General features: G+C 37.8%; 20 protein-coding genes and 3 pseudogenes. 18 read left to right on the forward strand and 5 right to left on the reverse strand.

The window, feature by feature from the left end; translation table 11 throughout:
• Positions 1-632 precede the first annotated feature (632 nt).
• Positions 633-866: an SHOCT domain-containing protein gene (locus ABHN01_RS10615; protein WP_429875525.1), complete on the forward strand. Its 234-nt coding sequence runs from the start codon at positions 633-635 to the stop codon at positions 864-866.
• 420 nt (positions 867-1,286) lie between these two features.
• Here the strand turns inward: ABHN01_RS10615 and ABHN01_RS10620 are convergent, their stop codons facing one another.
• The gene (locus ABHN01_RS10620) at positions 1,287-1,859 is read right to left on the reverse strand and encodes a class I SAM-dependent methyltransferase (protein ID WP_429875526.1); all 573 of its coding nucleotides are present in this window, start codon (positions 1,857-1,859) and stop codon (positions 1,287-1,289) included.
• A gap of 680 nt (positions 1,860-2,539) precedes the next feature.
• Between ABHN01_RS10620 and ABHN01_RS10625 the strand changes: the two genes are divergently transcribed.
• The 3 genes from ABHN01_RS10625 to ABHN01_RS10635 all read left to right on the forward strand — a co-directional run bounded on the left by ABHN01_RS10625 (position 2,540) and on the right by ABHN01_RS10635 (position 5,086).
• Positions 2,540-3,103 carry a YdhK family protein gene (locus ABHN01_RS10625; RefSeq protein ID WP_429875821.1) on the forward strand — a complete coding sequence of 188 codons (564 nt, stop codon included), beginning with the start codon at positions 2,540-2,542 and terminating at the stop codon, positions 3,101-3,103.
• A gap of 221 nt (positions 3,104-3,324) precedes the next feature.
• A complete protein-coding gene (locus ABHN01_RS10630) occupies positions 3,325-4,023 on the forward strand; it encodes a response regulator transcription factor (RefSeq protein WP_429875527.1) in 699 nt (232 codons plus the stop codon).
• Positions 4,013-5,086 (forward strand): sensor histidine kinase, encoded by a 1,074-nt coding sequence (locus ABHN01_RS10635; protein ID WP_429875528.1) that lies wholly within the window; start codon positions 4,013-4,015, stop codon positions 5,084-5,086. The genes ABHN01_RS10630 and ABHN01_RS10635 overlap by 11 nt, the downstream gene beginning before the upstream one ends.
• A gap of 233 nt (positions 5,087-5,319) precedes the next feature.
• On the opposite strand, the gene spoIIP is transcribed toward ABHN01_RS10635, so the two are convergent.
• On the reverse strand, positions 5,320-6,459 hold the full coding sequence (spoIIP, locus tag ABHN01_RS10640) for a stage II sporulation protein P (RefSeq protein ID WP_429875529.1): 1,140 nt from the start codon (positions 6,457-6,459) through the stop codon (positions 5,320-5,322).
• A 403-nt stretch (positions 6,460-6,862) separates the two neighbouring features.
• Here spoIIP and ABHN01_RS10645 point away from each other — a divergent pair.
• Positions 6,863-7,043, forward strand: a pseudogene (locus ABHN01_RS10645) (winged helix-turn-helix domain-containing protein); the annotation flags it as partial.
• A gap of 128 nt (positions 7,044-7,171) precedes the next feature.
• Positions 7,172-9,223 (forward strand): heavy metal translocating P-type ATPase, encoded by a 2,052-nt coding sequence (locus ABHN01_RS10650; RefSeq protein WP_429875530.1) that lies wholly within the window; start codon positions 7,172-7,174, stop codon positions 9,221-9,223.
• A 66-nt stretch (positions 9,224-9,289) separates the two neighbouring features.
• Here the strand turns inward: ABHN01_RS10650 and ABHN01_RS10655 are convergent, their stop codons facing one another.
• Positions 9,290-9,625: a plastocyanin/azurin family copper-binding protein gene (locus ABHN01_RS10655; protein ID WP_429875531.1), complete on the reverse strand. Its 336-nt coding sequence runs from the start codon at positions 9,623-9,625 to the stop codon at positions 9,290-9,292.
• Positions 9,574-9,933: a hypothetical protein gene (locus ABHN01_RS10660; RefSeq protein WP_429875532.1), complete on the reverse strand. Its 360-nt coding sequence runs from the start codon at positions 9,931-9,933 to the stop codon at positions 9,574-9,576. Before ABHN01_RS10660 ends, ABHN01_RS10655 begins: the two co-directional genes overlap by 52 nt.
• Positions 9,934-10,235: 302 nt before the next feature.
• On the opposite strand from ABHN01_RS10660, the pseudogene ABHN01_RS10665 reads away from it, so the two are divergent.
• Positions 10,236-10,496 (forward strand): annotated as a pseudogene (locus ABHN01_RS10665) (ArsR/SmtB family transcription factor); the annotation flags it as partial.
• Between the two features lie 40 nt (positions 10,497-10,536).
• Here the strand turns inward: ABHN01_RS10665 and ABHN01_RS10670 are convergent.
• On the reverse strand, positions 10,537-10,863 hold the full coding sequence (locus ABHN01_RS10670; RefSeq protein ID WP_429875533.1) for a four-helix bundle copper-binding protein: 327 nt from the start codon (positions 10,861-10,863) through the stop codon (positions 10,537-10,539).
• 392 nt (positions 10,864-11,255) lie between these two features.
• On the opposite strand from ABHN01_RS10670, the gene ABHN01_RS10675 reads away from it, so the two are divergent.
• The 11 genes and pseudogenes from ABHN01_RS10675 to ABHN01_RS10725 all read left to right on the forward strand — a co-directional run bounded on the left by ABHN01_RS10675 (position 11,256) and on the right by ABHN01_RS10725 (position 21,914).
• Positions 11,256-11,585: a metal-sensitive transcriptional regulator gene (locus tag ABHN01_RS10675; RefSeq protein ID WP_429875534.1), complete on the forward strand. Its 330-nt coding sequence runs from the start codon at positions 11,256-11,258 to the stop codon at positions 11,583-11,585.
• 20 nt (positions 11,586-11,605) lie between these two features.
• Entirely contained in the window at positions 11,606-11,812 is a 207-nt protein-coding gene (copZ, locus tag ABHN01_RS10680; RefSeq protein ID WP_429875535.1) for a copper chaperone CopZ, read from the forward strand.
• A gap of 76 nt (positions 11,813-11,888) precedes the next feature.
• Entirely contained in the window at positions 11,889-14,309 is a 2,421-nt protein-coding gene (locus ABHN01_RS10685; RefSeq protein WP_429875536.1) for a heavy metal translocating P-type ATPase, read from the forward strand.
• 14 nt (positions 14,310-14,323) lie between these two features.
• Complete coding sequence (locus tag ABHN01_RS10690; protein ID WP_429875537.1) at positions 14,324-15,148, forward strand: hypothetical protein; 825 nt, start codon at positions 14,324-14,326, stop codon at positions 15,146-15,148.
• Between the two features lie 29 nt (positions 15,149-15,177).
• Complete coding sequence (locus ABHN01_RS10695) at positions 15,178-15,522, forward strand: (2Fe-2S) ferredoxin domain-containing protein (protein ID WP_429875538.1); 345 nt, start codon at positions 15,178-15,180, stop codon at positions 15,520-15,522.
• Positions 15,523-15,735: 213 nt separating this feature from the next.
• A complete protein-coding gene (locus tag ABHN01_RS10700; RefSeq protein ID WP_429875539.1) occupies positions 15,736-16,416 on the forward strand; it encodes a C40 family peptidase in 681 nt (226 codons plus the stop codon).
• 184 nt (positions 16,417-16,600) lie between these two features.
• A complete protein-coding gene (locus ABHN01_RS10705) occupies positions 16,601-17,956 on the forward strand; it encodes an LVIVD repeat-containing protein (protein ID WP_429875540.1) in 1,356 nt (451 codons plus the stop codon).
• A 229-nt stretch (positions 17,957-18,185) separates the two neighbouring features.
• Complete coding sequence (locus ABHN01_RS10710) at positions 18,186-18,758, forward strand: class I SAM-dependent methyltransferase (protein WP_429875541.1); 573 nt, start codon at positions 18,186-18,188, stop codon at positions 18,756-18,758.
• 35 nt (positions 18,759-18,793) lie between these two features.
• A pseudogene (locus ABHN01_RS10715) lies at positions 18,794-19,451 on the forward strand (transposase); the annotation flags it as partial.
• A 462-nt stretch (positions 19,452-19,913) separates the two neighbouring features.
• On the forward strand, positions 19,914-21,110 hold the full coding sequence (locus ABHN01_RS10720; RefSeq protein WP_429875542.1) for an MFS transporter: 1,197 nt from the start codon (positions 19,914-19,916) through the stop codon (positions 21,108-21,110).
• A 36-nt stretch (positions 21,111-21,146) separates the two neighbouring features.
• On the forward strand, positions 21,147-21,914 hold the full coding sequence (locus tag ABHN01_RS10725) for a ParB N-terminal domain-containing protein (protein WP_429875543.1): 768 nt from the start codon (positions 21,147-21,149) through the stop codon (positions 21,912-21,914).
• Positions 21,915-21,918: the final 4 nt, after the last annotated feature.

A 21,918-nucleotide genomic window follows, 5' to 3' on the forward strand; every position in this document is an offset into this window, starting at 1 on the left:
AGTTATAACCGGCCTTGACAAAATCAAAGTTGTATGGAAAGTTGGCGAAAATCTTTACATTCCTATATATTGTTTTTCTATTAATTCTGATTTATTTACTCCGAATCCGCCATACAAAACTCCACAACAGGAATCGATCTTCTGTGTATAGAAGAGTGGTGTAATTTATGCTTTAAAGGAATAGGGTAGGGCACGAAACATGGGGCAAAATCGTACTCTCTTATTTTTCTTCTCATTAATTCTTATTAAATTTTTTAGTACTAGATCTGTGTATTTCAGAACGTTAAACTTTAAAAAATACTATTTATTAATTCTACTTTCTCGTCGCTTTAGGAAAATTTGATGCAGGTTTACTTTCATTTTGGATCGTTTCCATCGGTATAAATCATCTTTTGAGGGAAAATAATTAAAATTTTTTCGACTTGCATTGGGATAATTATAGTCATTTTGATTGTGTTTTTTTCTATTAGCCTACTCATTTATGCACTGCTTTCTTAAAAGATAAAAAAATACATTGCACTACTATTTCAAACCTCTTATATGGCAATATTTATTTAGGGAAAATATCCATACAAGTTATGTTTTAGCTCGGTATTGAAAAATTTATATATTACAAGAAATGAGGATTAAAAATGATGAATCAAATGCATATGAATGGAATATCAATGATGACAATTTGCATAGTGGGCCTTTTACTATTTTTGCTTGTTCTTGTCGCGATTGTCTATACTGTAATACGAGCAATTGTGAAAAAAGAGAGTAAAGAAAATACTGCCATAGATATCCTTAAAACCAGTTATGCTAAAGGGGAAATTAATGAAGATGAATACAGAAATAGGCTGAATATATTAAAGGAAACGAATTAGAAAACTAACTCCTGCTTTTTAACTGTGAATTGGCTTTAGGAATAGCCATGTTTGTTATTTGCCTGTTAGACGTAGAACTTAAATGTTTATTAAAGGTAATTCATTTTAAAATGAATCTAAGAAATGTGCCTTTTAATTTGAAATGAACTAAGTCTGTACATGCTGTAAGACGTTCTAAATCTGGGTTAAACTATTTCTAGATCAATAGACAAAAGAGGGCAAAGTCAAGTGCTCTTTCACCAAAAAAATGAAGAAAGATATTCGTGGATTGGTGGAGCTTTCATGCGAAACAAGGTGAAAAGTTTCCCGAGGTTATAAAAGGATCCTCTACCAAAAACGAATCGTAGTTTACAGGAAAGTACTACTATTCTTCCGTCCTTTGTACGTCGAGCTCACCCGCGCTTGTGAAAAAGTTATATATTACATTTTTTGAATGATATAAATATAGAGAAAATCCGTAGGGAATACTTTTTTAATTATTTTAAAGCTTTTTTCTAAAAATAAAGCTTCCATTTCCTCAGAAGGGATTCGAATGTGAATCGGAGGACCCATTGGTGACTCTTTTTTTTCCCATTCAAAACAAAGTAGGTAGGCTCCCTGTTTCATCACCCGATAAATTTCGCATATTCCTTTGGAAAGCGGTTCAACGGCATGCAAAATTAGGGAAGCGATTACGATATCGATGGAGGAGCTGGCTAATGGAATAGCTTGTGCCTTTCCTTGGATCAGATGAATATTAGATATATTTTGTTCTTCTATCTGTGATTGAATGACATCTAATAATTCCTTTTCTAAATCTAAGGCATACACGTCTCCTTGTGTCATTATGGAAGCAGGGATTGTAAAATACCCCGTACCAGCACCTAAGTCGAGTATTGAATCATTACTCTTGATAGACAGCAAGCTCAGCAGTTTCTCTGGAGGTAACAATTTTCTTCGTTCAGGAGAATCCAATAAAGCTTTTTTCTTAATATTAAACCTTCTCTCATCCATTTTACGAATCTCCTCCATTTCATTAAGGGAAGTGCAAAGTGCTAGGTTTCCTTTTCTATAAATTCTATTTAAGGATATACCGTTAATTAGAATTATACTAATGGAGGGTAACCAATTGAAATATCCGATTAATAAAAGCATCGAAGTGAGTAAGAAAATAAATCGGACCAATCAGGTGCGATACGAATGGGAATTGAGAATGGATTACATTGTGTAGGATGTTGTTGAAGATTAATGGTGATCTTGTTCGCAATTGGTATCATGAATCTGTTCTGAATGGGCTTTATAACATTGCTTAGCTTATTAGAAAAAACTCTTCCTAAAGGAGAACGTTTTACTAAAGTCATTGGAATAGGTTTAATTTTGTTAGGTATATGGATAGCGATTGACGCTAGTAGCGTCCCTTATTTCAAAGATCGCTAATCATTATTTTAAAAGCACTAAATTAATAAACTGTTAAAAGGTCGTTTATTATGAAGGAACAACTACCAATTAAGTAACTGAATCTTTAAGTACCTTTGTTCTTTAACCAAATATTTTTTTGAGTTAGCAAAAATCAAGCTGAATAACAATCCTTTCTTCACAACTTCTTCACAACTTTTTTTTATAATTGGTGGCAATGAAAGTGAAAAATAAATTTTATTAGTAAGATAAAGTCTAGGAGGGTGCACAACATGAGAATGAAAAACAACATCTTTGCAACTTCATTACTGGCGTTATCGCTAACTTTGGCAGCTTGTTCAAATGACAGTGGCGATAAAAACATGGGCAAACACGAAATGAAAGATGGAAGCATGAATCATGATGGCATGAAGCATACAGGTTCAGGCGAGGTACCAAAAGACCTTAAGAAAGCAGAAAACCCTAAATATGAAGTGGGAAGCAAGGCAATTATTAAAGCGGATCACATGGAAGGTATGGACGGAGCAAAAGCAAAAATTGTTGGTGCTTTTGATACCACCGCTTATGTGGTTACTTATACACCAACAACAGGTGGAAAGCCCGTGAAAAATCATAAGTGGGTCATTCAAGAGGAAATTCAGAATGCAGGAAACAAAGAACTTAAACAAGGCGATAAAGTCAAATTGAATGCGGATCATATGAAAGGAATGAAAGGTGCTTCGGCCGTTATCGAATCGTCTGAAAAGACAACGGTCTATATGGTTGACTACACACCTACAACAGGTGGCGAAAAAGTCAAAAATCATAAATGGGTAACCGAAAGCGAACTTCAACCTGAATAAGTCTTAATCATCTTGGAGAGAATTCCATCTGACTTACGATGGTATTCTCTCTTTTTTTAACTGTGTACATGAACGCCTATTCTAGCGTTTATATAATTTCAAAAAATCTGCATCTAATCCATTTTGAAAATTGTAGAAAGAAGTTATGTAGTTGTTAAATCTTCATGAGCTATTCCTTTATAATAGGAGTTATAAGACGGTAATGGGAGAGAGTTCAAATAATGAAAACCATTTTAATCGTGGATGACGAAGTTAAAATACTTGAGGTTGTCTCGTCTTATTTGAGAGACGAGGGATATCAAACTATTGAGGCCTCAACTGGACAAGAAGCCCTCAACCAAATAAGAAGATGTCACATTGATTTTGTGATTTTAGACCTTATGTTGCCCGATATTAGCGGCGAAGAAGTGTGTCACACAATCAGGCAAGAAGTTTCGGTGCCGATTTTGATGTTAACCGCCAAAGTAAAAGAAGAGGAGCGGATCAACGGTTTATCCTTGGGAGCGGATGACTATATGATCAAACCTTTTAGTCCCAGAGAACTCGTGATGAGAGTAAAAACCATACTGAGAAGATCGAATGAAATTGATTTGCTTGCTGACCGAATATCGTATAACGATGGAGAGCTAACCATTGATGCAATTTCACAAGAAGTTTTTTTGAAGGGAAATGAAGTAAATTTGACTCCCAACGAATATAAAGCTCTTTTGGTATTGGCAAGGCATCCGAAAAGGACGTTTTCAAGAAACGAGCTCGTGGAAAAAGTATTAGGTTTTGATTATGAAGGAGAAACTAGGGCGATTGATCAGCATATTAAAAATCTTCGCCATAAAATTGAGAACAACCCTAAGAAACCCCAGTACATACAAACGGTTTTTGGTATAGGCTACAAGTTTAAAGGAAGTTCTTATGAGGATTAGAGGATTGCATGCTCGTTTATCAATCATTTTTATATTGGCGGCCACCGTTCTCCTTGTTATTGCCAGTCTGATCATCATGCTGGAAGTCCATCAACACTTTTTAATGTTTCAAAAGGATGCACCTGAATTTCGTGCCATAAAACCTTTAACTCAACATTTTGAAAGGGCCGTTATTGGTTCCATTTTATGGACATCCCTTGGCGCCTTTATAATGGTCTGCATCCTGAGTTATTTCGTGGCAAAAAAGTTATCAAGACCGCTAGTACAGATGAGAATTGCAGCTGATAAAATGGCGAAAGGGTACCTTAATGTACGAGTGGATTCTCAAGGGAAGGATGAATTACAGGAATTGGAACAATCTCTTAATCAACTGGCTATCCAGCTTCAAAAGCAGGAGATTGTACGAAAGAACATGACCAGCGATATTGCTCATGAATTACGAACGCCTTTGGCTACCCTTAAAAGTCATCTGGAAGCTATCGAGGATGGAATTTTTGAGGCTACCCCTGTCCGTATGCATTCTTTTAAGGAAGAGATCGAGCGTCTTATTCTGTTGGTGCAGGACTTGGAGCAATTGACAACCTTTGAAGCTCCTGATTTTGTGTTATCAAAGAAATCAGAGGATTTAAGTCAAGTCATACAACAGAGTATTAACACCTTAAAGGAGTCCTATTTACAAAAAGGAATTTTACTTTTTTATCCCAATCCAGGAAAAATTAAACTATCATTAGACAAAAAGCGGATGGTTCAAGTATTCATTAACCTGTTGACGAATGGATTAAAGTTTACTCCTGAGGGTGGAAGTGTGATCATAACGGCTCATAAAGAAAATAACGCTGCCCAAGTAACCATAAAAGATACAGGTATTGGTATTCCAGCTGACGATGTCAAAAAGGTATTTGAACGGTTTTATCGCAGTGAAAAATCCAGGAATCGAAAATTTGGAGGAAGTGGGATTGGACTAACCATAGCCAAGCAACTAGTGGAGGCTCATGGGGGAACCATCTGGATAACAAGTGCCCCACTTAAGGGAACCACAGTGTTTATACGGTTGCCTATATAAGCAAAAAATCTCAACTCATACTGAATGGGGATTTTTATTATTGTCCTTAGAGTAATAGTCATTACTTGAAAGAGGGTGGGTCATTTTTTACAAAAAGAAAAAAGCATCCACTCTGGGATGCTCTTTCACACCTTTGGATGGCGTAACTTATAGAATCTTAGGAACACTTTCTGGATTCTCAAAAGGAAATAAGAAAAAAATAAGTAGTGGATTGTTAGCCTACAGGTCTGGTCTTATTTATTGGCGTTAACTTTCTCTGCTTGCCAGTAAAACTCACTGAAGACATCTGCAAAAGCATCTGATGTACGATATAGTTCTTCGAGGTTATTGTCTATACCACCCATTTCAATTAAAAGGGCATTTTGAGACAAGTCTTGGTTATAGATTCCGTTACCTTCATGCTTATTTTTTATTATTACACCCCTGCTTAAACCTGGATATTCTTTTTCAAATCGTTTGTTGAGACTTTCTGCTAATCGAAGGTTTTTTTCGAAGTTTGGATGTTCTCTGCCAACAACAAAAAACAGTCGGGCATAAGATTGATTGTTAATGGTAATGGTTGTGTATTTCCTTGGCAGAGAATCTCTATGCATATCGATGAGGTAATTAATATCTCTGTTATTGGCTAGGGTATGTTGGACCGCTTCCCTAGAAAGAATGTATGCTTTGCCAGTTCCCCAGTTTCTTGCTTTTAACGCCTCACCCACATTTAGAGAGCTGTTTGAAGCTCCAATGCCCCTTTTTTCAAGATCCTTCTTGAGTTCCTTTCCTATGGCGATGATATTTGCCTTAGGGTTTGAGCTGGTATAATCTCTGTTTTTTAACAGGGGTTTAAACGATTCATAGCTATGTGAATGGTAAATATACACGACGGTTTTACCATTTGTAGTTATTTTTGGTGAAGGGATGTCTTTATTTGGTTCTTTCACCGTTAATTTTTCTTCAGAGGGGTCATTTTCTTTCAATATTTCATGAATAGGTGGAACAGTATCAATAGGCAGAGTCGAATAGTTTGTCCCTTTACCAGCAATATAGATCTCTGCATCGTAAAGGGCATATCCTGGCAGTTCAGATAATAAACTTCGCGGATCTCCAGGCCGCAGGTTCGTGGCGAACTGCATTAATACAGAAGAACCACTTGGAGGTTTACTACTTTTGGGTAAAATTTGAGTAAAATAGTGATTTTCTGTTCCCATTGCATAAACAAAAGCTTCCGTAGTAAAATCTTTCATCCATTTATTCAAAAGGGTTAATGACGCTTGAAATTTTGACTCTGTCGTTGTGATAAATCCAGCGACAAAAAAGAATAAAATAAAGGCAATGAAAATCAAAGACATTACTTTTCTAAATAAATGTTCTTTCGGATTTTTCATTGAGTCCCCCTTAAAAGGTTGTCCATCTAAATTTCTATAACTATATTCTTAACTCTTGTGAATTATGCGGTTGAACTGAGAGATTAATAGAAATAGAAGCAAAAACAATAGAATAAGTTAGAGAAGTGTACCTTGGAGGGTTGATTTGTTGATTATGTGGATACGTTTAAAAGTGAACTAATAATCGTTGATTTTCATATTGAAGCCATAAAATCAAACGCAGAATGGAATGTTACGTTAAGAACTGCATAAAATCTTGACATTTATACGCTAAGGTTTCAATGAAAACAAATGGCCCCCGTTGTTTTTTCATTTTATTATTCTATGGATTATTGTAATGGGCATCGTTAAAATTTTTACAATGTAGCAGGAGAGAAAAAATGAAGCTTTCTTTAAAGTTCGGAAAGTCTTTAACCGAGATCATTTAATTGAGTCTATCTGGGGAATAGCAAACTGAAGGAAGAACGATTGACTCCCATATTCGAAACATCAGAGATAAGTTTAGAAAGGTTGGATTCCCCATTGATGACTACCTAAAGACGGTTTGGGGCTTAGGTTACAAATGGGAATTCAAATCCAGTTAAAAAAAGGCGAAGGTCTATGGTTATTAAACCGCAGCCCAATGCTTTTGTATGGATTGGAGAAAAGATGGGGATAGATATTTGAAGCGAGATCGTTTTAGAATGAAAAGCTATCAAGGAAGGTGAGCGTTATGAATCATCATAACAATGGTCATCCACATGATGAGCATCAACACCATGATATGGATCAACATCATGATGATCATAAAAACCACTCGGAATCTGATGCAGGTCATGATCATCATCATGGTCACATGATTGAAGGCTTTAAACGACGTTTTTACATTTCGTTAATTTTAACAATTCCTATTCTTGTACTATCCCCTATGATTCAAATGTTTTTTGGTTTTAATCTTTCATTCTACGGTTCCATGTATGTTTTATTTGGACTTTCCACCATTGTGTTTTTCTACGGGGGCTGGCCTTTTTTAAAGGGTTTATGGGATGAAATACGACAAAAAAATCCAGGGATGATGACTTTAATCGGGTTAGCTATCATATCAGCTTATTTTTATAGCTCACTGATCGTCTTTGGTTTTGAAGGCAGCAATTTTTTCTGGGAGTTGGCTACGCTAATCGATATTATGCTGTTGGGCCACTGGGTGGAAATGAAGTCAGTCATGAAAGCTTCCAGCTCATTAGAGGAACTGATAAGGCTCATGCCAAAAGAAGCTCATCTTATACGAAACGATGGAAGTGTGGAAGATGTGCCGGTATCAGAACTCAAGCAGAACGATCATGTGTTAATCAAACCTGGAGAAAAAGTCCCTGCAGATGGAAAGATTATGAAAGGTCATTCCACCGTTGATGAATCGATGTTAACAGGTGAATCGGTCCCCGTTGAAAAAAACGTAGAAGAAGAGCTTATTGGTGGTTCCATCAATGGTGAGGGTTCTTTGACCCTCTCTATTCAAAAAACAGGGGAAGAGAGTTATTTGTCTCAAGTGATTAAGCTTGTCCAGGAAGCACAAGCGACAAAGTCCAAAACACAAGCGTTATCGGACCGCGCAGCAAAATGGCTGTTTTACGTGGCACTTGGGGCAAGTATTGTTACGCTATTCATTTGGTTGGGATTAGGCTATCCATTCGATGCTGCGCTTGAACGCATGGTTACGGTGTTGGTCATCTCCTGTCCCCATGCCTTAGGCCTTGCCGTTCCATTGGTTGTAGCAAAATCCACAACTCTCTCTGCCCAACATGGGTTATTGATTCGAAATCGTACAAGCTTTGAAGAGGCACGTAGGTTAGACGCGATTGTTTTTGATAAAACAGGTACCCTCACAAAAGGTGAATTTGGAGTAACTGATATTGTTTTATTTAGTGATTCAAAGGAAGAAGAGCTATTACAATTGGCGGCCTCTCTAGAAGCACAATCTGAACACCCGATTGCCAAAGGAATGGTAGCAGAAGCGAAAGAACGAAACGTTAAACTTTTAGAAATCAACGATTTCCAATCCATTACTGGAAAAGGGCTTCAAGGTACCATCAATGGGCAACACGTCAAAGTCGTCAGTCCGGGTTATATCAAAGAAGAACAGATTGAATATGATACCCAAAAATACGAACAGCTTGCAAAAGATGGAAAAACCGTTTCGTTTGTTCTAGTCAATGATTCACTTCATGGAATGATTGCATTAGCCGACCAGGTGAAAGAAACGGCTCAGAACGCCATCAAAAAGCTGAAAGAAAAAGGGATTAAATCGATGATGCTTACGGGTGACAACCGTCAGGTCGCCCATTGGGTAGGGGATAAATTAGAATTAGACGAAATTATTGCAGAAGTGTTACCCCATCAAAAAGCCGATAAGATTAAAGAGATTAAAGAACAGGGCTTAAAAGTGGCCATGACAGGTGACGGAGTGAATGATGCTCCTGCGCTCGCAAACGCCGATCTAGGAATTGCCGTAGGGGCAGGAACAGATGTCGCAATGGAAACAGCAGACGTCATCCTAGCAAAGAGTAACCCTGAAGACGTCGTTTCAATTATTGACTTATCGAAAGCTACCTATCGAAAAATGGTTCAAAATTTATGGTGGGCGGCCGGTTATAATATCGTCGCTTTACCTTTGGCGGCTGGTATTCTTTATCCAGTGGGTATTTTATTAGATCCTGCTGTAGGGGCAGTACTTATGTCCTTAAGTACCATTATTGTCGCAATCAATGCACGGTTGTTAAAAATTTAATATTAAGTTTAAGGTCGGTGAACGTTGACCGGCTTTTTGTATTCATAGGAGTGGGTGTTGCCCTTTTTAATTCGAAATACGGATATGACCAATCATACCAAGTTCTTTATGCCCTGGAATAGTACAATAGAATTGATATGTGCCTTGTATTTTGGGAACAAAGGTTAGTTGATTCGTTGTTTTTGAAGAGGCATGGAGATGTAACACATTGTCCTTTTTAGAGTGTTGTGTATGCGACGAAGAGGAATTATGACCTCCATTGAATGTTTGATACAAAAAAGGCGATATTTCAATATCATGTTCAATAGCGTCATGATTGATTAATGTCAGGGTGATCTTTTCATTCCGTTTTAATCGGGTTCTGACGAAAGATACATATTGTTTTTGTTTCCGATAGTCCATTGCACCGGCTGTGCTTCTGAAGGCGCTTTTTTTATTGTGGAATGTTCAGTGTTGGTATTAAAGGAAGCACGATGCGCATGATCAAACGAAGAGGGGAAAGTAACAAAGACGATAAAAAGGGCAACGCAACCTATGATCATACAGGGATAAACGTTTTTTTCAATCACCTTCATAAAAGAATCCGATAAAAATTGCACGGTACAAAAGAGGGCAAAACCAACCGTTAAGAGCACACTAATTAAAATGAAAATATGTGCCTTGTCTGTCGGTAACATAGCAGATAACATCGCCCCCATCATACCTGCCATAAGCCCTGAAAACCCACCCTCGATCATTGCCAAAAGATGAATTCGTATACTTATTAGGATACCTACCAACCCACTCAAAACCATCGAGATCAATGTGGAAAGCCATATGACTCATGTTGCTGTTGTTTGCCTTACAAAATAAAGAAGAAAGAAAAACAAGTATCGTACTGGCAGATAAAGCACTTAAAATATAAAATGACATCGATCGTGCTCCTCCCTTGTCCAACAATAACTTAATTTATGAATGACAAGGATTCTAATATGACACATCTGTGGAAATGCACAGATTTTGCACAAATTAGCGCAACGGTCACCTGACCGTGGGGGAAATCGCCGATCGGCTAGGGCTTCGCCAGCCCCAAGCCTCGAAGCACTTGAAGGTGCTTAGCGACAACGGAATTGTGGAGGTGCAGCCCGAAGCCAACCGCAGGATTTACAAGCTGCGGCCCGAGCCCTTCCAAGCTCTGGATTCTTGGGTCCAATCCTTCCGGAGTGATATGCAAGAAAGATTCGACAATCTGGACGACTACTTGCTGGAACTGCAAAACAAGGAAAAATCTTAAGATCATCAAATTCATGAGGAGGACTTTTCCCTTTAAAAAATCAGCTTACCATTTTGCGACAAGCCTCAGCACATCGGAAACAAGTGTCGGCACATCGTTGGCAATGCTCCGAGTTATGATTTTTACACTCATTGCCACAAGCCTCACAAATCTGTGCGCATAATGTGCAAATTTCATTCATAAAGGGACTATTTCTGCTCATCGCTGTAGCAGCTATTGCACAGATTTCGGCACATTCTCGGTCTAATCTGATACATTGTGCCATCATAGTGACATCTTGTTCTTTAAGACAAGCATCAAAACAATGATTACATTCCTTCATACAAGCGAGGCATTCATCAATACATTGTTGATAGTTTTCGTGCATACTCACATCATTCCTTTCATTTATGTTTTTTTACATACCTAGTCTACCCATTGTTTTTGTAGACGAACCTGCATAATTTCTCGATATTTAATCGTTACAATTACCCTAAAAATTGTTTCTGGGGTTGTTTCAGATGACGAAGTCAATGAGTTGTATTTTTATTTTAGTCCTGTTACTAATGAATTTAATGGGGATGTTGGTTTTCCCATTATCTTCTGCTACCAAAGAAAATCCTACCATTCAATATCATAAATTTGTGATCGCAAGTGTTGGTTTTTCACCTTTAGAGAATGTTATACAAAATGATTGCAAATAAAAAGAAAATGTATAATAAATTTAGGCTTTACATAGGATAGGGGGGTATAGTATTATAAAGAAAAGGAGGTGACCCCATGGAACTTAACACTCCAGAAGAATTAGAAGAGACCTGTTGTTCCAGTGAAGAACGTAAAAGTCATCATTCTGATAAAGTGAAAAATAATTTAACCACACGTTTGAATCGCATTGAAGGACAAATTCGCGGCGTTAAAGGGTTAATTGAGCGCGATACGTATTGCGATGACGTAATTACTCAACTTTCTGCTATACAATCGGCGCTAAATAGTGTCGGAAAAATCTTGCTTGAAGGTCATTTGAAAAGTTGTGTTTTAGAGCGAATTCAAGAAGGCGATGAAGAAGTGCTGGATGAGTTTCTTGTCACGGTTAAAAAGTTAATGAAATAAAAAAAGTGAGGTAAACAAAAATGGAAAAGAAAACGTTAAATGTTAAAGGAATGTCTTGTAATCATTGTGTGAATGCGATTGAGGGCAGCGTGGGTAAACTAGCAGGTGTATCGGAAGTACAGGTTAACTTAAGCGAAGGAAAAGTAGATGTAACGTTTGACTCAAATAAAGTTTCCTTAGAAAAAATTAAAGAAACAATTGATGACCAAGGATATGAGGTAGCCTAGATAAACTTGCGTGCTGTGAAGCACGCTATCTTTTGAATCGGAATATACCCTATATAGGTATATAGGAGGTAAAGGAATGGAATCTGCAAAATCACAAGAAACCAACTTACAAATTACGGGTATGACCTGTGCCGCTTGTGCGATTCGTATTGAAAAAGGGTTGAACAAGCTAGAGGGTGTCAACCATGTTAATGTAAATATCGCATTAGAGAAATCAACCGTCTCTTATGATCCAACGGTTATTAAAGTATCCGACTTGCAAAAAAAGATAGAGGATTTGGGTTACGGCACAGTATCAAAGAAAGCAGAATTTAATATCTCTGGTATGACGTGTGCAGCATGTGCCACACGAATCGAGAAAGGATTGAATAAACTTCCAGGTGTCACCAACGCTAATGTGAATTTGGCTTTGGAAACTGCAACCGTTGAATACAATCCATCCGAAGTATCAATTGCGGAAATGGTGAAAAAGGTTCAAAACCTAGGGTACGATGCAAGCCTTAAAAAGGAAAAAGATCAAGAAAACGTCGATCACCGCGCGATGGAGATTGAAAGACAAAAAGGGAAGTTCATATTCTCTCTTATATTATCGATCCCTTTACTTTGGGCCATGGTGTCTCACTTTGAATTTACATCCTTTATCTACATGCCTAAGATGTTTATGAATCCATGGGTCCAGCTGTCACTTGCTACTCCCGTACAATTTGTTGTCGGCAAACAGTTCTATATAGGAGCCTTTAAGGCCTTAAAAAATAAAAGTGCCAATATGGATGTGCTTGTCGCTTTAGGCACTTCAGCCGCCTATTTTTATAGTCTGTATCTCTCCGTTCTATCCATTGGTTCAAATGGAGGAATGGTTGAACTCTATTTTGAAACTTCTGCTGTGTTAATTACACTGATTCTTCTTGGAAAGCTCTTTGAAGCAAAAGCAAAAGGACGATCGTCTGAGGCCATCAAAAAGTTAATGGGTTTACAGGCCAAAACAGCGATCGTAGTTCGTAACGGAGATGAAAAAGAGATTCCGATTGAAGAAGTAGAGGTTGAAGATGTGGTTTATATCAAACCCGGCGAAAAAGTTCCTGTAGATGGTGAAATTATTGAGGGACGTTCTGCCCTGGATGAATCCATGCTAACAGGTGAAAGTGTACCCAGCGACAAAACGGTTGGAGACACCGTTATAGGAGCTACCATTAATAAGAATGGTTTCTTAAAAATTAAAGCAACCAAAGTGGGTCGGGATACAGCATTAGCTCAAATCATTAAGGTGGTAGAAGAAGCTCAGGGGTCAAAAGCTCCGATCCAACGTCTAGCCGATAAAATATCAGGGGTTTTCGTACCGATCGTGGTAGGGATCGCTTTGTTAACTTTCTTGATTTGGTACCTATGGGTAAGCCCTGGGGATTTTGCGGCCGCACTTGAAAAATTAATTGCCGTACTCGTTATTGCTTGTCCTTGTGCCTTAGGTTTAGCTACACCAACATCCATAATGGCAGGATCAGGGCGTTCAGCCGAATATGGGATATTGTTTAAGGGCGGGGAGCATCTAGAAACAACTCACAGGATTGATACGATCATATTAGATAAAACCGGAACAGTGACCAATGGGACACCAGAATTAACTGATGTTATCGTAAAGCAGCCATTTACAGAAGAACAGGTATTAACATTGGTAGGTGCTGCAGAGAAAAACTCAGAACATCCCCTGGCTCAAGCCATCGTACAAGGAATCAAGGAGAAAGGAATCCAACTTCCTTCATCCAGTGAATTCGATGCGATTCCAGGATACGGCATTCAAGCCGTTGTTGACGATAAAAAGATATTCATCGGCACACGTAAATTAATGAATGAAAATAACATAGCCATTAACGACGTTGATACGGCCATGGAAGTACTTGAGCGCAACGGAAAAACAGCTATGCTGATTGCAATTGAAAACAACTATGCCGGAATTATTGCTGTAGCTGATACCATCAAAGATACATCCCAACGAGCTGTTTCTCGTTTAAAGAGTATGGGACTCGATGTCATCATGATTACGGGTGACAATCAACGAACAGCGAACGCTATTGCACAAGAAGTGGGAATCGACCATGTCATTGCTGAGGTTTTACCAGAAGGAAAAGCAGAAGAAGTGAAAAAGCTTCAGGAACATGGCAAAACGGTGGCTATGGTAGGAGACGGGATTAATGATGCGCCAGCTCTTGCTCTTGCAGATATCGGAATGGCCATCGGTACAGGGACGGATGTCGCGATGGAAGCTGCCGATGTCACCTTAATACGGGGCGATTTAAACAGTATTGCGGATGCCATTTATATGAGTAAGAAAACCATTCGAAATATAAAACAAAATCTGTTTTGGGCGTTTGGTTACAACGTATTAGGTATTCCTATTGCAGCACTTGGATTGTTAGCACCATGGCTCGCTGGAGCAGCGATGGCTTTTAGCTCCGTATCAGTTGTATTAAATGCATTAAGATTACAAAAAGTGAAATTGTAAAGGAGAATCCCAGCATGAAAAATAATATCGTCCTACGTTGGGCATTATCGGCTGTAATCATCCTTGCGCTAGTAATCGGTGGATATTCTGTTTACGCATCAATATCGGGTAATCAGACAGATGTTCATACCGAACACCATTCTTCAAAAGAACCGAGTAAACATGGAAGCCATGAAGAACATAATGGGGAGATGCACACTGAAAGTGACGTAGACCCTATGATTGATTATACAGATGGAAAAATGCGGATTGAGTTAAAAGATAAGGGTGGAGAACCCGTTGACCAGCTTGAAGTCAATCATGAGAAAATCATGCATTTGATTATTGTTAGTGAGGATTTAAAACAATATTACCATTTGCATCCAGAGAAAATTGGAAAAGGGAAATTCCAAGTAGAGAAAAAACTGTCGGACGGTAATTACAAAGCATTTATCGACATTAAACCGAAAAATAAAGAATACATGGTGAAACCGTTACCGATAGAAGTAGGAACGGATCATGGCCATGATAAAACTGCATCATTAAAACCAGAAACAACCTTTACTAAAACAATAGGCGATCATACGGTCACCATGACACCAGACACGTTTAAAGTGAAAGATCCCGTCACATTGAGTTTCTCATTTAATAAAGGCATCCCGCAACCTTATTTAGGGGCGCTAGGCCATGTGGTCATCTTAGATGAAAAAGGTGAAAAATACGTTCACGTACATCCTGTTTCAGAGAGGGAAACAAAATTTGAAACCCAATTTGATCAACCGGGAGTGTATAAGATCTGGGCGGAATTTAAATTCAGCGGCAAAGTCAATGTGTATCCTTTTGTTGTGGAAGTAAAATAAGGCAATCACCTGAGTGAGGTGTTTTGAAAATGGAACTATTAGGCGTAACTAAACATGTCTTATTATGTAATGGTGCTAGTTGTAAGCGCAAGGGGGCTGAAGAAACCACGAAAGCGATTCGAAATGAAATCAAACATCAGGGGTTGACCGATGAAATTCATACCACGCTTACACTTTGCAATGGTCGATGCCAAGATGGTCCAACGGTAGTTGTTTATCCCGATGGTGACTGGTATAAAAATATGACCCCCGAATTAGGCAATAAACTTATACAAACTATGTATCAAAATCAAAAACTAGATGAATTCATCTCATATTCCTTCAACGGTGATGAATTTGTGCCTCCGTCTCAACAAAAAAACGAAAATAATTAAAAGTAAAAATGAACCGACCCATCAGTATGTGGGCGGTTTTTTTTTTTCAAACGACCGATTGATTTTTCCAAAAAATATGAAAAAAGTCGAAAATACACAAAATATGCACATATTTGTAATATCAAAGTAATCCTACCAAAACGATACTGAAATAAAAGATTGATAGAATTCAAAGAGAGGTTAAGAATTAAAATGTATTTGGGGGAAAATGGTGTGAAAAAATTAATTATGGGACTAACAGTAGCAGGAATTCTAGCAGCTAATCCAATCATTGGGGAGGCCGCTCTAGGAGATCGAACATTAAAATATGGTATGTCACATACCGACGTGAAACAGTTGCAACAGAAATTAAAAAGCAAAGGATATTTTACATACAGCAAAAATACTACATATTTTGGAACTTACACAAAATCTGCGGTTAAAAAGCTACAAAAAGCAAAAGGATTGAAAACTGATGGTATTGTTGGAAAAAATACATTTAAAGCTTTAGGTCTAGGAAATACTTCTAAAAGGTCTGGGGTAGCTATACAAAATACTTCAGGATTTATCCCCACAGCGAAAAAATATATAGGTGTTCCATACGTTTGGGGTGGAGAAACACCGAAGGGCTTCGATTGTAGTGGTTATTTAAACTATGTTTACCTTAAGTCCTCGAACATAGATCTTCCACGGACTGTGGCCGGCATCTATTTAAAAGGAACAAAAGTTAATGCTCCTAAAGTAGGTGACTTGGTTTTCTTTGAAACATATAAACCAGGAGCGTCACATGCTGGTATATACATAGGAAATAATGAGTTTATTCATAGTTCTTCCTCAAGAGGAGTTAGTATCAGCTCAATGAAAAACCCTTATTGGGCGCCTCGATATCTAGGAGCAAAAACATTAAATAGATAGGCTGTAAAGTAACGTATCCTATTTAGGATACGTTATTTTTATGGTGAATATCTAAACTCTAACTTTTATACCTATCTTTGATTGTTGAAAATTATAGAAAAGATGTAAGAATAAGTCTTTTGGCATCTCCTAAAATTTATGAATATTTGAAATAATTAAGAAGACTGAAATTTAGGAGGTATATATGAAGTCTAAAATCGTGCTAACAATTGGATTAGTATCAGCCATGAGCTTGGGTGGGGTTGTACCCTCTGTTTCTGCCCATGATGAACTGGGGAAAGATTTTATTGAAAAGGGAACAAGAGTTGGATTTAATAATGTAATACCATCTATTTCTGGCAGCAAAAATTTTAAATGGCAAGAAATTAGTTCCCAACAAATTAAACTTAAGAATGGTGTCCAAAATAATACTGCTGATGTGTATGTACATAAGGGATTTGCTTACACGGGTACACATACTCAAAATGGTGGGAATGGTGGAGTAAGGGTTTGGGATATAAAGAATCCTAATAAACCAAAAGAGATCTCTGTTTTTGGGGATGATATCGAAGGTACTTGGCAAGAAAAAGTGATTGTAAAATCAGTTAATACTAAACATTTTAAAGGAAGCTTAGCAGTCGTTAGTGTTCAACAAATTGACAGAAATGACCCCAAATCGGTGGGTGGGTTTTTATTGTACGATGTTACAGATCCATATCAACCTAAAAAGTTAGGGTTTTGGTCTCTAGACAAACGCGTCAGAGGGACGCATGAACTTTATCTAACAGTACAGAATGGTAACCCGTATGTTTTGGCAGCGAATCCTTATGCAGACTACTATACGCATGGCGAACAAAAAGATTTTCAAATTGTTGATGTTTCTAATCCTGCTAAACCAACAACAATTTATCAGTTCGATCCACGATCTCTTCCTGATGTGCAGGAAGATTTCGACGGTTATAATTGGAATGCACCGGACGGAAAAACCCGGCCTGCGTTTAACCATAGCACCATGACGGATAAGAAAGGGCAAACGGCTTTTTTATCGTTTTGGGATTTAGGGACCATTATTTTAGACATAAAGAATCCTAAAAAGCCTAAGGTTTTAGGCAGGACGACATTCTCTCCAAATCAGCAGGGATCTGCTCACTCTGTAGCTTTAGCCAAAGGGGAGGATGTCCTAGTTGAAACGAGAGAAGTCTATAATCCAACTAAAGAAGGCTATGAACAAGCCTATGGTTATACTCGTATTTTCGACATAAAGAACAAGAAAAACCCAACACTATTGAGCGAGTTCAAAACAGAACTTGTAGCTAATATTGAGGATGGAGTTACGTTTGGCAATACGGTTCATGATCCGAAAGTGCAAGGAAACACTTTGTATCTCTCACATTATGCGGGAGGAGTTCGTGCAGTTGATATTAGCAGGCCTGCTCATCCATTCGAAATCGGAAAATATATTCCTGAAAATGCAGATGTATGGGGCGTGTTTGTCGACAAAGATTATGTCTTTGCATCTGATATGGGAACTGGATTAAAAGTGCTTAAAAAGAATAATTAAGAAGAATTTGCTTATAAGCAAATGGGTTCGCTAAAGGGAAAATCGCAAACATCTATATTTGAAATACTGGTGATTAATACCGAAAAAATATAAATTAATAAAACGCTTGGGTACGTATTCCTCCCAAGCGTTTTATTTGTTCAGAATTGAATTATCAAATAAATGAGGGCAAATTCTTTTATTAAAGGTAAAGCAATATGTTGTAGAGAACTTAGAGGAGGAATTTGTGATGGATGAAAGGCGTTTTAATCCTGAGAATAAGGATTTATTAGATATGCCGGAGAGAAGGAGATTGTTACCTCCTGAAAAATTGCTTGGTATGCTGCCAATTAAAAACAGTGATGTAATATTAGATCTTGGTGCTGGTACCGGTTATTTTTCCATACCGGCCTCTAAGCTAACCAAGGGGACTGTTTACGCACTGGATATTGAGGCTGAGATGTTAGACGTGATCAAGTCTCATACGGAAGAGCAAGGTATATCAAATATTCAATTGTTGCAAGGAAGTGTACAAAATATCCCATTATCTGATTCAACAGTCGATGTCGTCATTGCTTCCTTGGTATTACATGCTGTAGATCCCCTTTCCAAAGGAATGAGTGAAATCCAAAGGATAATGAAGACAGGAGCTTATCTGCTTTGTTTTGAATGGGAAAGAACGGAGAGTCGCTTGGGACCCCCTTTAAGCATTAGAGTTTCATCCTCACACATGGAAAAAGCTTTTTTAGATGCAGGATTGAAAGTTGTTAAAAAAATATTCCCTGTCGATTTTCTTTATATCTATGTAGTACAAAAAAAGTAATACCTATTCGTATTGCAGTAGGTGCCAAAAGGTTCATGTGTGAGGAACGAATCATCACCGCCGCAACCGTTACAACGGGTGAAAAAACAAACGGCAAAGAATTAAAGACATATCGACAAAAGCAAGGCAACTGGAATGAAGGTTAATACGGTTATTGGAGATTCCGCTTATTCTGAAATAGGAAACCTTGAATACAGTGAGGAAAAGAAATTTAAACTCGTCGCTAAATTAAACCCTTCCGTTACGCAGGGATACCGAAAGAAGGAAGAGGAATTTGAATTTAATAAGGATGCGGGCATGTATGTTTGTAAAGCCGGACATATGGCAATCCGAAAAACCAAAGGCGGAAAGAAGGGTGTCCCTGCGAATCAGGTGAATACGTATTTCTTTGATATTGAGAAGTGTAAACGGTGCCCTATTAAAGTGGGATGTTACAAAGAAGGTGCTAAAAGCAAGTCCTACTCCGTCAGTATAAAATCTACAGAGCATCTCGCCCAGGCAGCCTACCAGGAAAGTGAGTACTTCAAGGAAAAAGCAAAAGAACGATACAAAATTGAAGCAAAGAATAGTGAGATTAAACACCGACACGGGTATGATGTGGCCTCATCCTCGGGTCTGATTGGCATAGAGTTACAGGGGGCGATGACGTTCTTCGCTGTCAATCTAAAAAGGATAATAAAGTTAATGGGGTAAAGAAGAAGATCGTTGAGACATAAACAAAAGAAAAAGGCGACTCCTATTCCAAAAATCGGAATAAGGAGTCGCCTTTTTTAACTAGAGCACTGAATGTTGAGAAAACACGTAGTTCTTCAGTGGCCTCCAATAAAGAGGCTTTTTTAATTTGACTCGTACATTTGAATAATAAGATCCAAACTAATTTACTCTATAATCACGTTTCATTCGTAGTGAGTAAAATTTTCCCTGAATGAGCAATAGAGCCTAAGTTTTATACGGAAAATGGATTTAAATAATACTTTAGTATGGAAATGCTGATAGGTTGTTAAAAGTATGTGATAATTTTTAACTTCTTTTACATTGCTGTAAACTCAAGTGCACGGTTTCTTGATATTTACCCTTTATCCTGTCTAACTGTAAGAGGAAAATTCATAGGAGGTGAAACCGAACTTTTTATTCTAATGTAAAGTGGTGAAGATCATGCAACTTGTATCCAGCAATAAAGGTAAACTCCCACGATATATGGGATCTTCTTCAATACTCATTCTTTTCCTGCAGTTTCTTTCTTTCTTTACATTTTTTATGTTTGTTCCAACTATTTCTACCCACTTTAACCAAACAGTCGGGTTTTCAGTTGGCTTTGTAGGTTTGATCCTTGCCGTTCGTATTATCAGTCAACAAGGCATTATGATAATAGGAGGATTCCTGGCTGATCGAATAGGATTTAAAAGAACAGCATTGATTGGGTTTTTAATGCGCGGGATTGGATTTGCATCATTGGGCTTAACCACTCATCCCATGTTAATTATCGTAGCGGCTATTTTAACGGGTCTGGGAGGTGCCTTGTTCAGCCCAGCCTTAAAGGCAAATTTAACAGCTTTAACTCCACCTGAAAGGCACAAAGAAGTATTTTCTCTTATGAATATAGTAGAAAATGCAGGTACGGTGTTGGGACCATTAGCTGGTTTGTATTTTAAAGATGAGAGTTTTTTGATACTAAGTGTGCTGGCAGGAGGTCTGTTTGTTTTCTTAAGTATTGTAGTATTTTTCCTCCCACAAGCTACTTTACCTAGTAAAACTTCTTCTTGGATTCAAGAAAGTACAGATATAGTGAAAAACAAACAGTTTATGCTGCTTACAATAAGTTTGGTTCCTTTTCATTTTATTTATCAGCAATTATATCTAACAATACCTATAGTTGCTGACAAAGTATCTGGGTCCTCCGGATGGATATTTTCCTATGTCACCATAATTATAATTTTGTTTCAATGGCCATTACTTTTATACACAAAAAAAAGAAGGATCGAGCATTTGTTTATCTGTAGCTATTTCGTAATTTTAGCAATGCTTCTTCCAAATGCTATTGAAAATCAATTATGGTCACTTGTTTTGACTTTAACTGGTATTGCGATTGGGGCAATGGTCCTTTTACCTGTATTCCAGAGTTATGTGGCAAAAATAGCCCCAAAAGAATCTTTAGGAGCCTATTTTGGATTTTCTAATATGGCTATGGCACTAGGTGGGTCGTTAGGTAACCTAGCAGGAGGATTTTTATATGATTTTTTCGTAAAAATTCATTCACCTGATAAATTTTGGTTAGCCCTAAGTTTATTTACGTTACTACCTATTGTCCTACTGTTCAAAGTGCAATTTTATCAACCGAAACAGGGAAATTAATATGCTACAGACGCTCTTGTATAGGAGGTATAAAAAATGAGTATTATGACTTCTCTTAAGCTGATCAATCCTGATAATGTGTTACTTCATGAACCGTATGAGCCTGCTCGCTTACGCAAGATAATCGACTTGATTCGTAAAGAAAACGTGTTAAGAAATCCTTTAATAGGGTTGCAACTAAATAATCATGAATTTTTAATTTTGGATGGTGCTCATCGAATTAGCGCTTTAAAACAAATGGGCTGTTATCGAGTTCCTGTTCAAGTTATTAATCCATCAGATATCGTAATTCAGGCATGGGATCATGTTTTGCCGATAGGGGCCTGGATAGATACCCTATATCAACATTCAGAAATTCAATGCACATCAATTTCTACTGAACAAGAACCCTTAGCTGAACTTATGAGAGATGATGGTTCATATTCCTATATTTATCCGAAAAAAAATCATAACGACTCATTGACGCGAGTGAAACTTTGGCATGAAGTCGTGGGAACCTATACGAATCACTTTTCAGTAACTCGTATACCTCAATCTTCACAAGGAAAGGTTCAGCAAGAGATGGTTCGATTTCGATATCCAGCCTGCAGTTTAGAATTTATTAAAGAAGTTGTTACATCAGGCCAAGTGTTGCCTGCTGGTGTAACGCGATTTAGTGTTAATGGAAGGCTGCTAAACTTACGTATTCCATTATCATTTCTAATGTCTCAATCAATATGTGAAACTCAATGGGAAGAAGCTTGTAACAATTGGAACAATAACCTCAGATTGTACCCTGAAGAGGTGTACCTTTTTGAAGCCTAACTTA

It is taken from the genome of Fictibacillus sp. NRS-1165, assembly GCF_050468105.1.
Taxonomy (GTDB): domain Bacteria; phylum Bacillota; class Bacilli; order Bacillales; family Fictibacillaceae; genus Fictibacillus_C; species Fictibacillus_C terrinigri.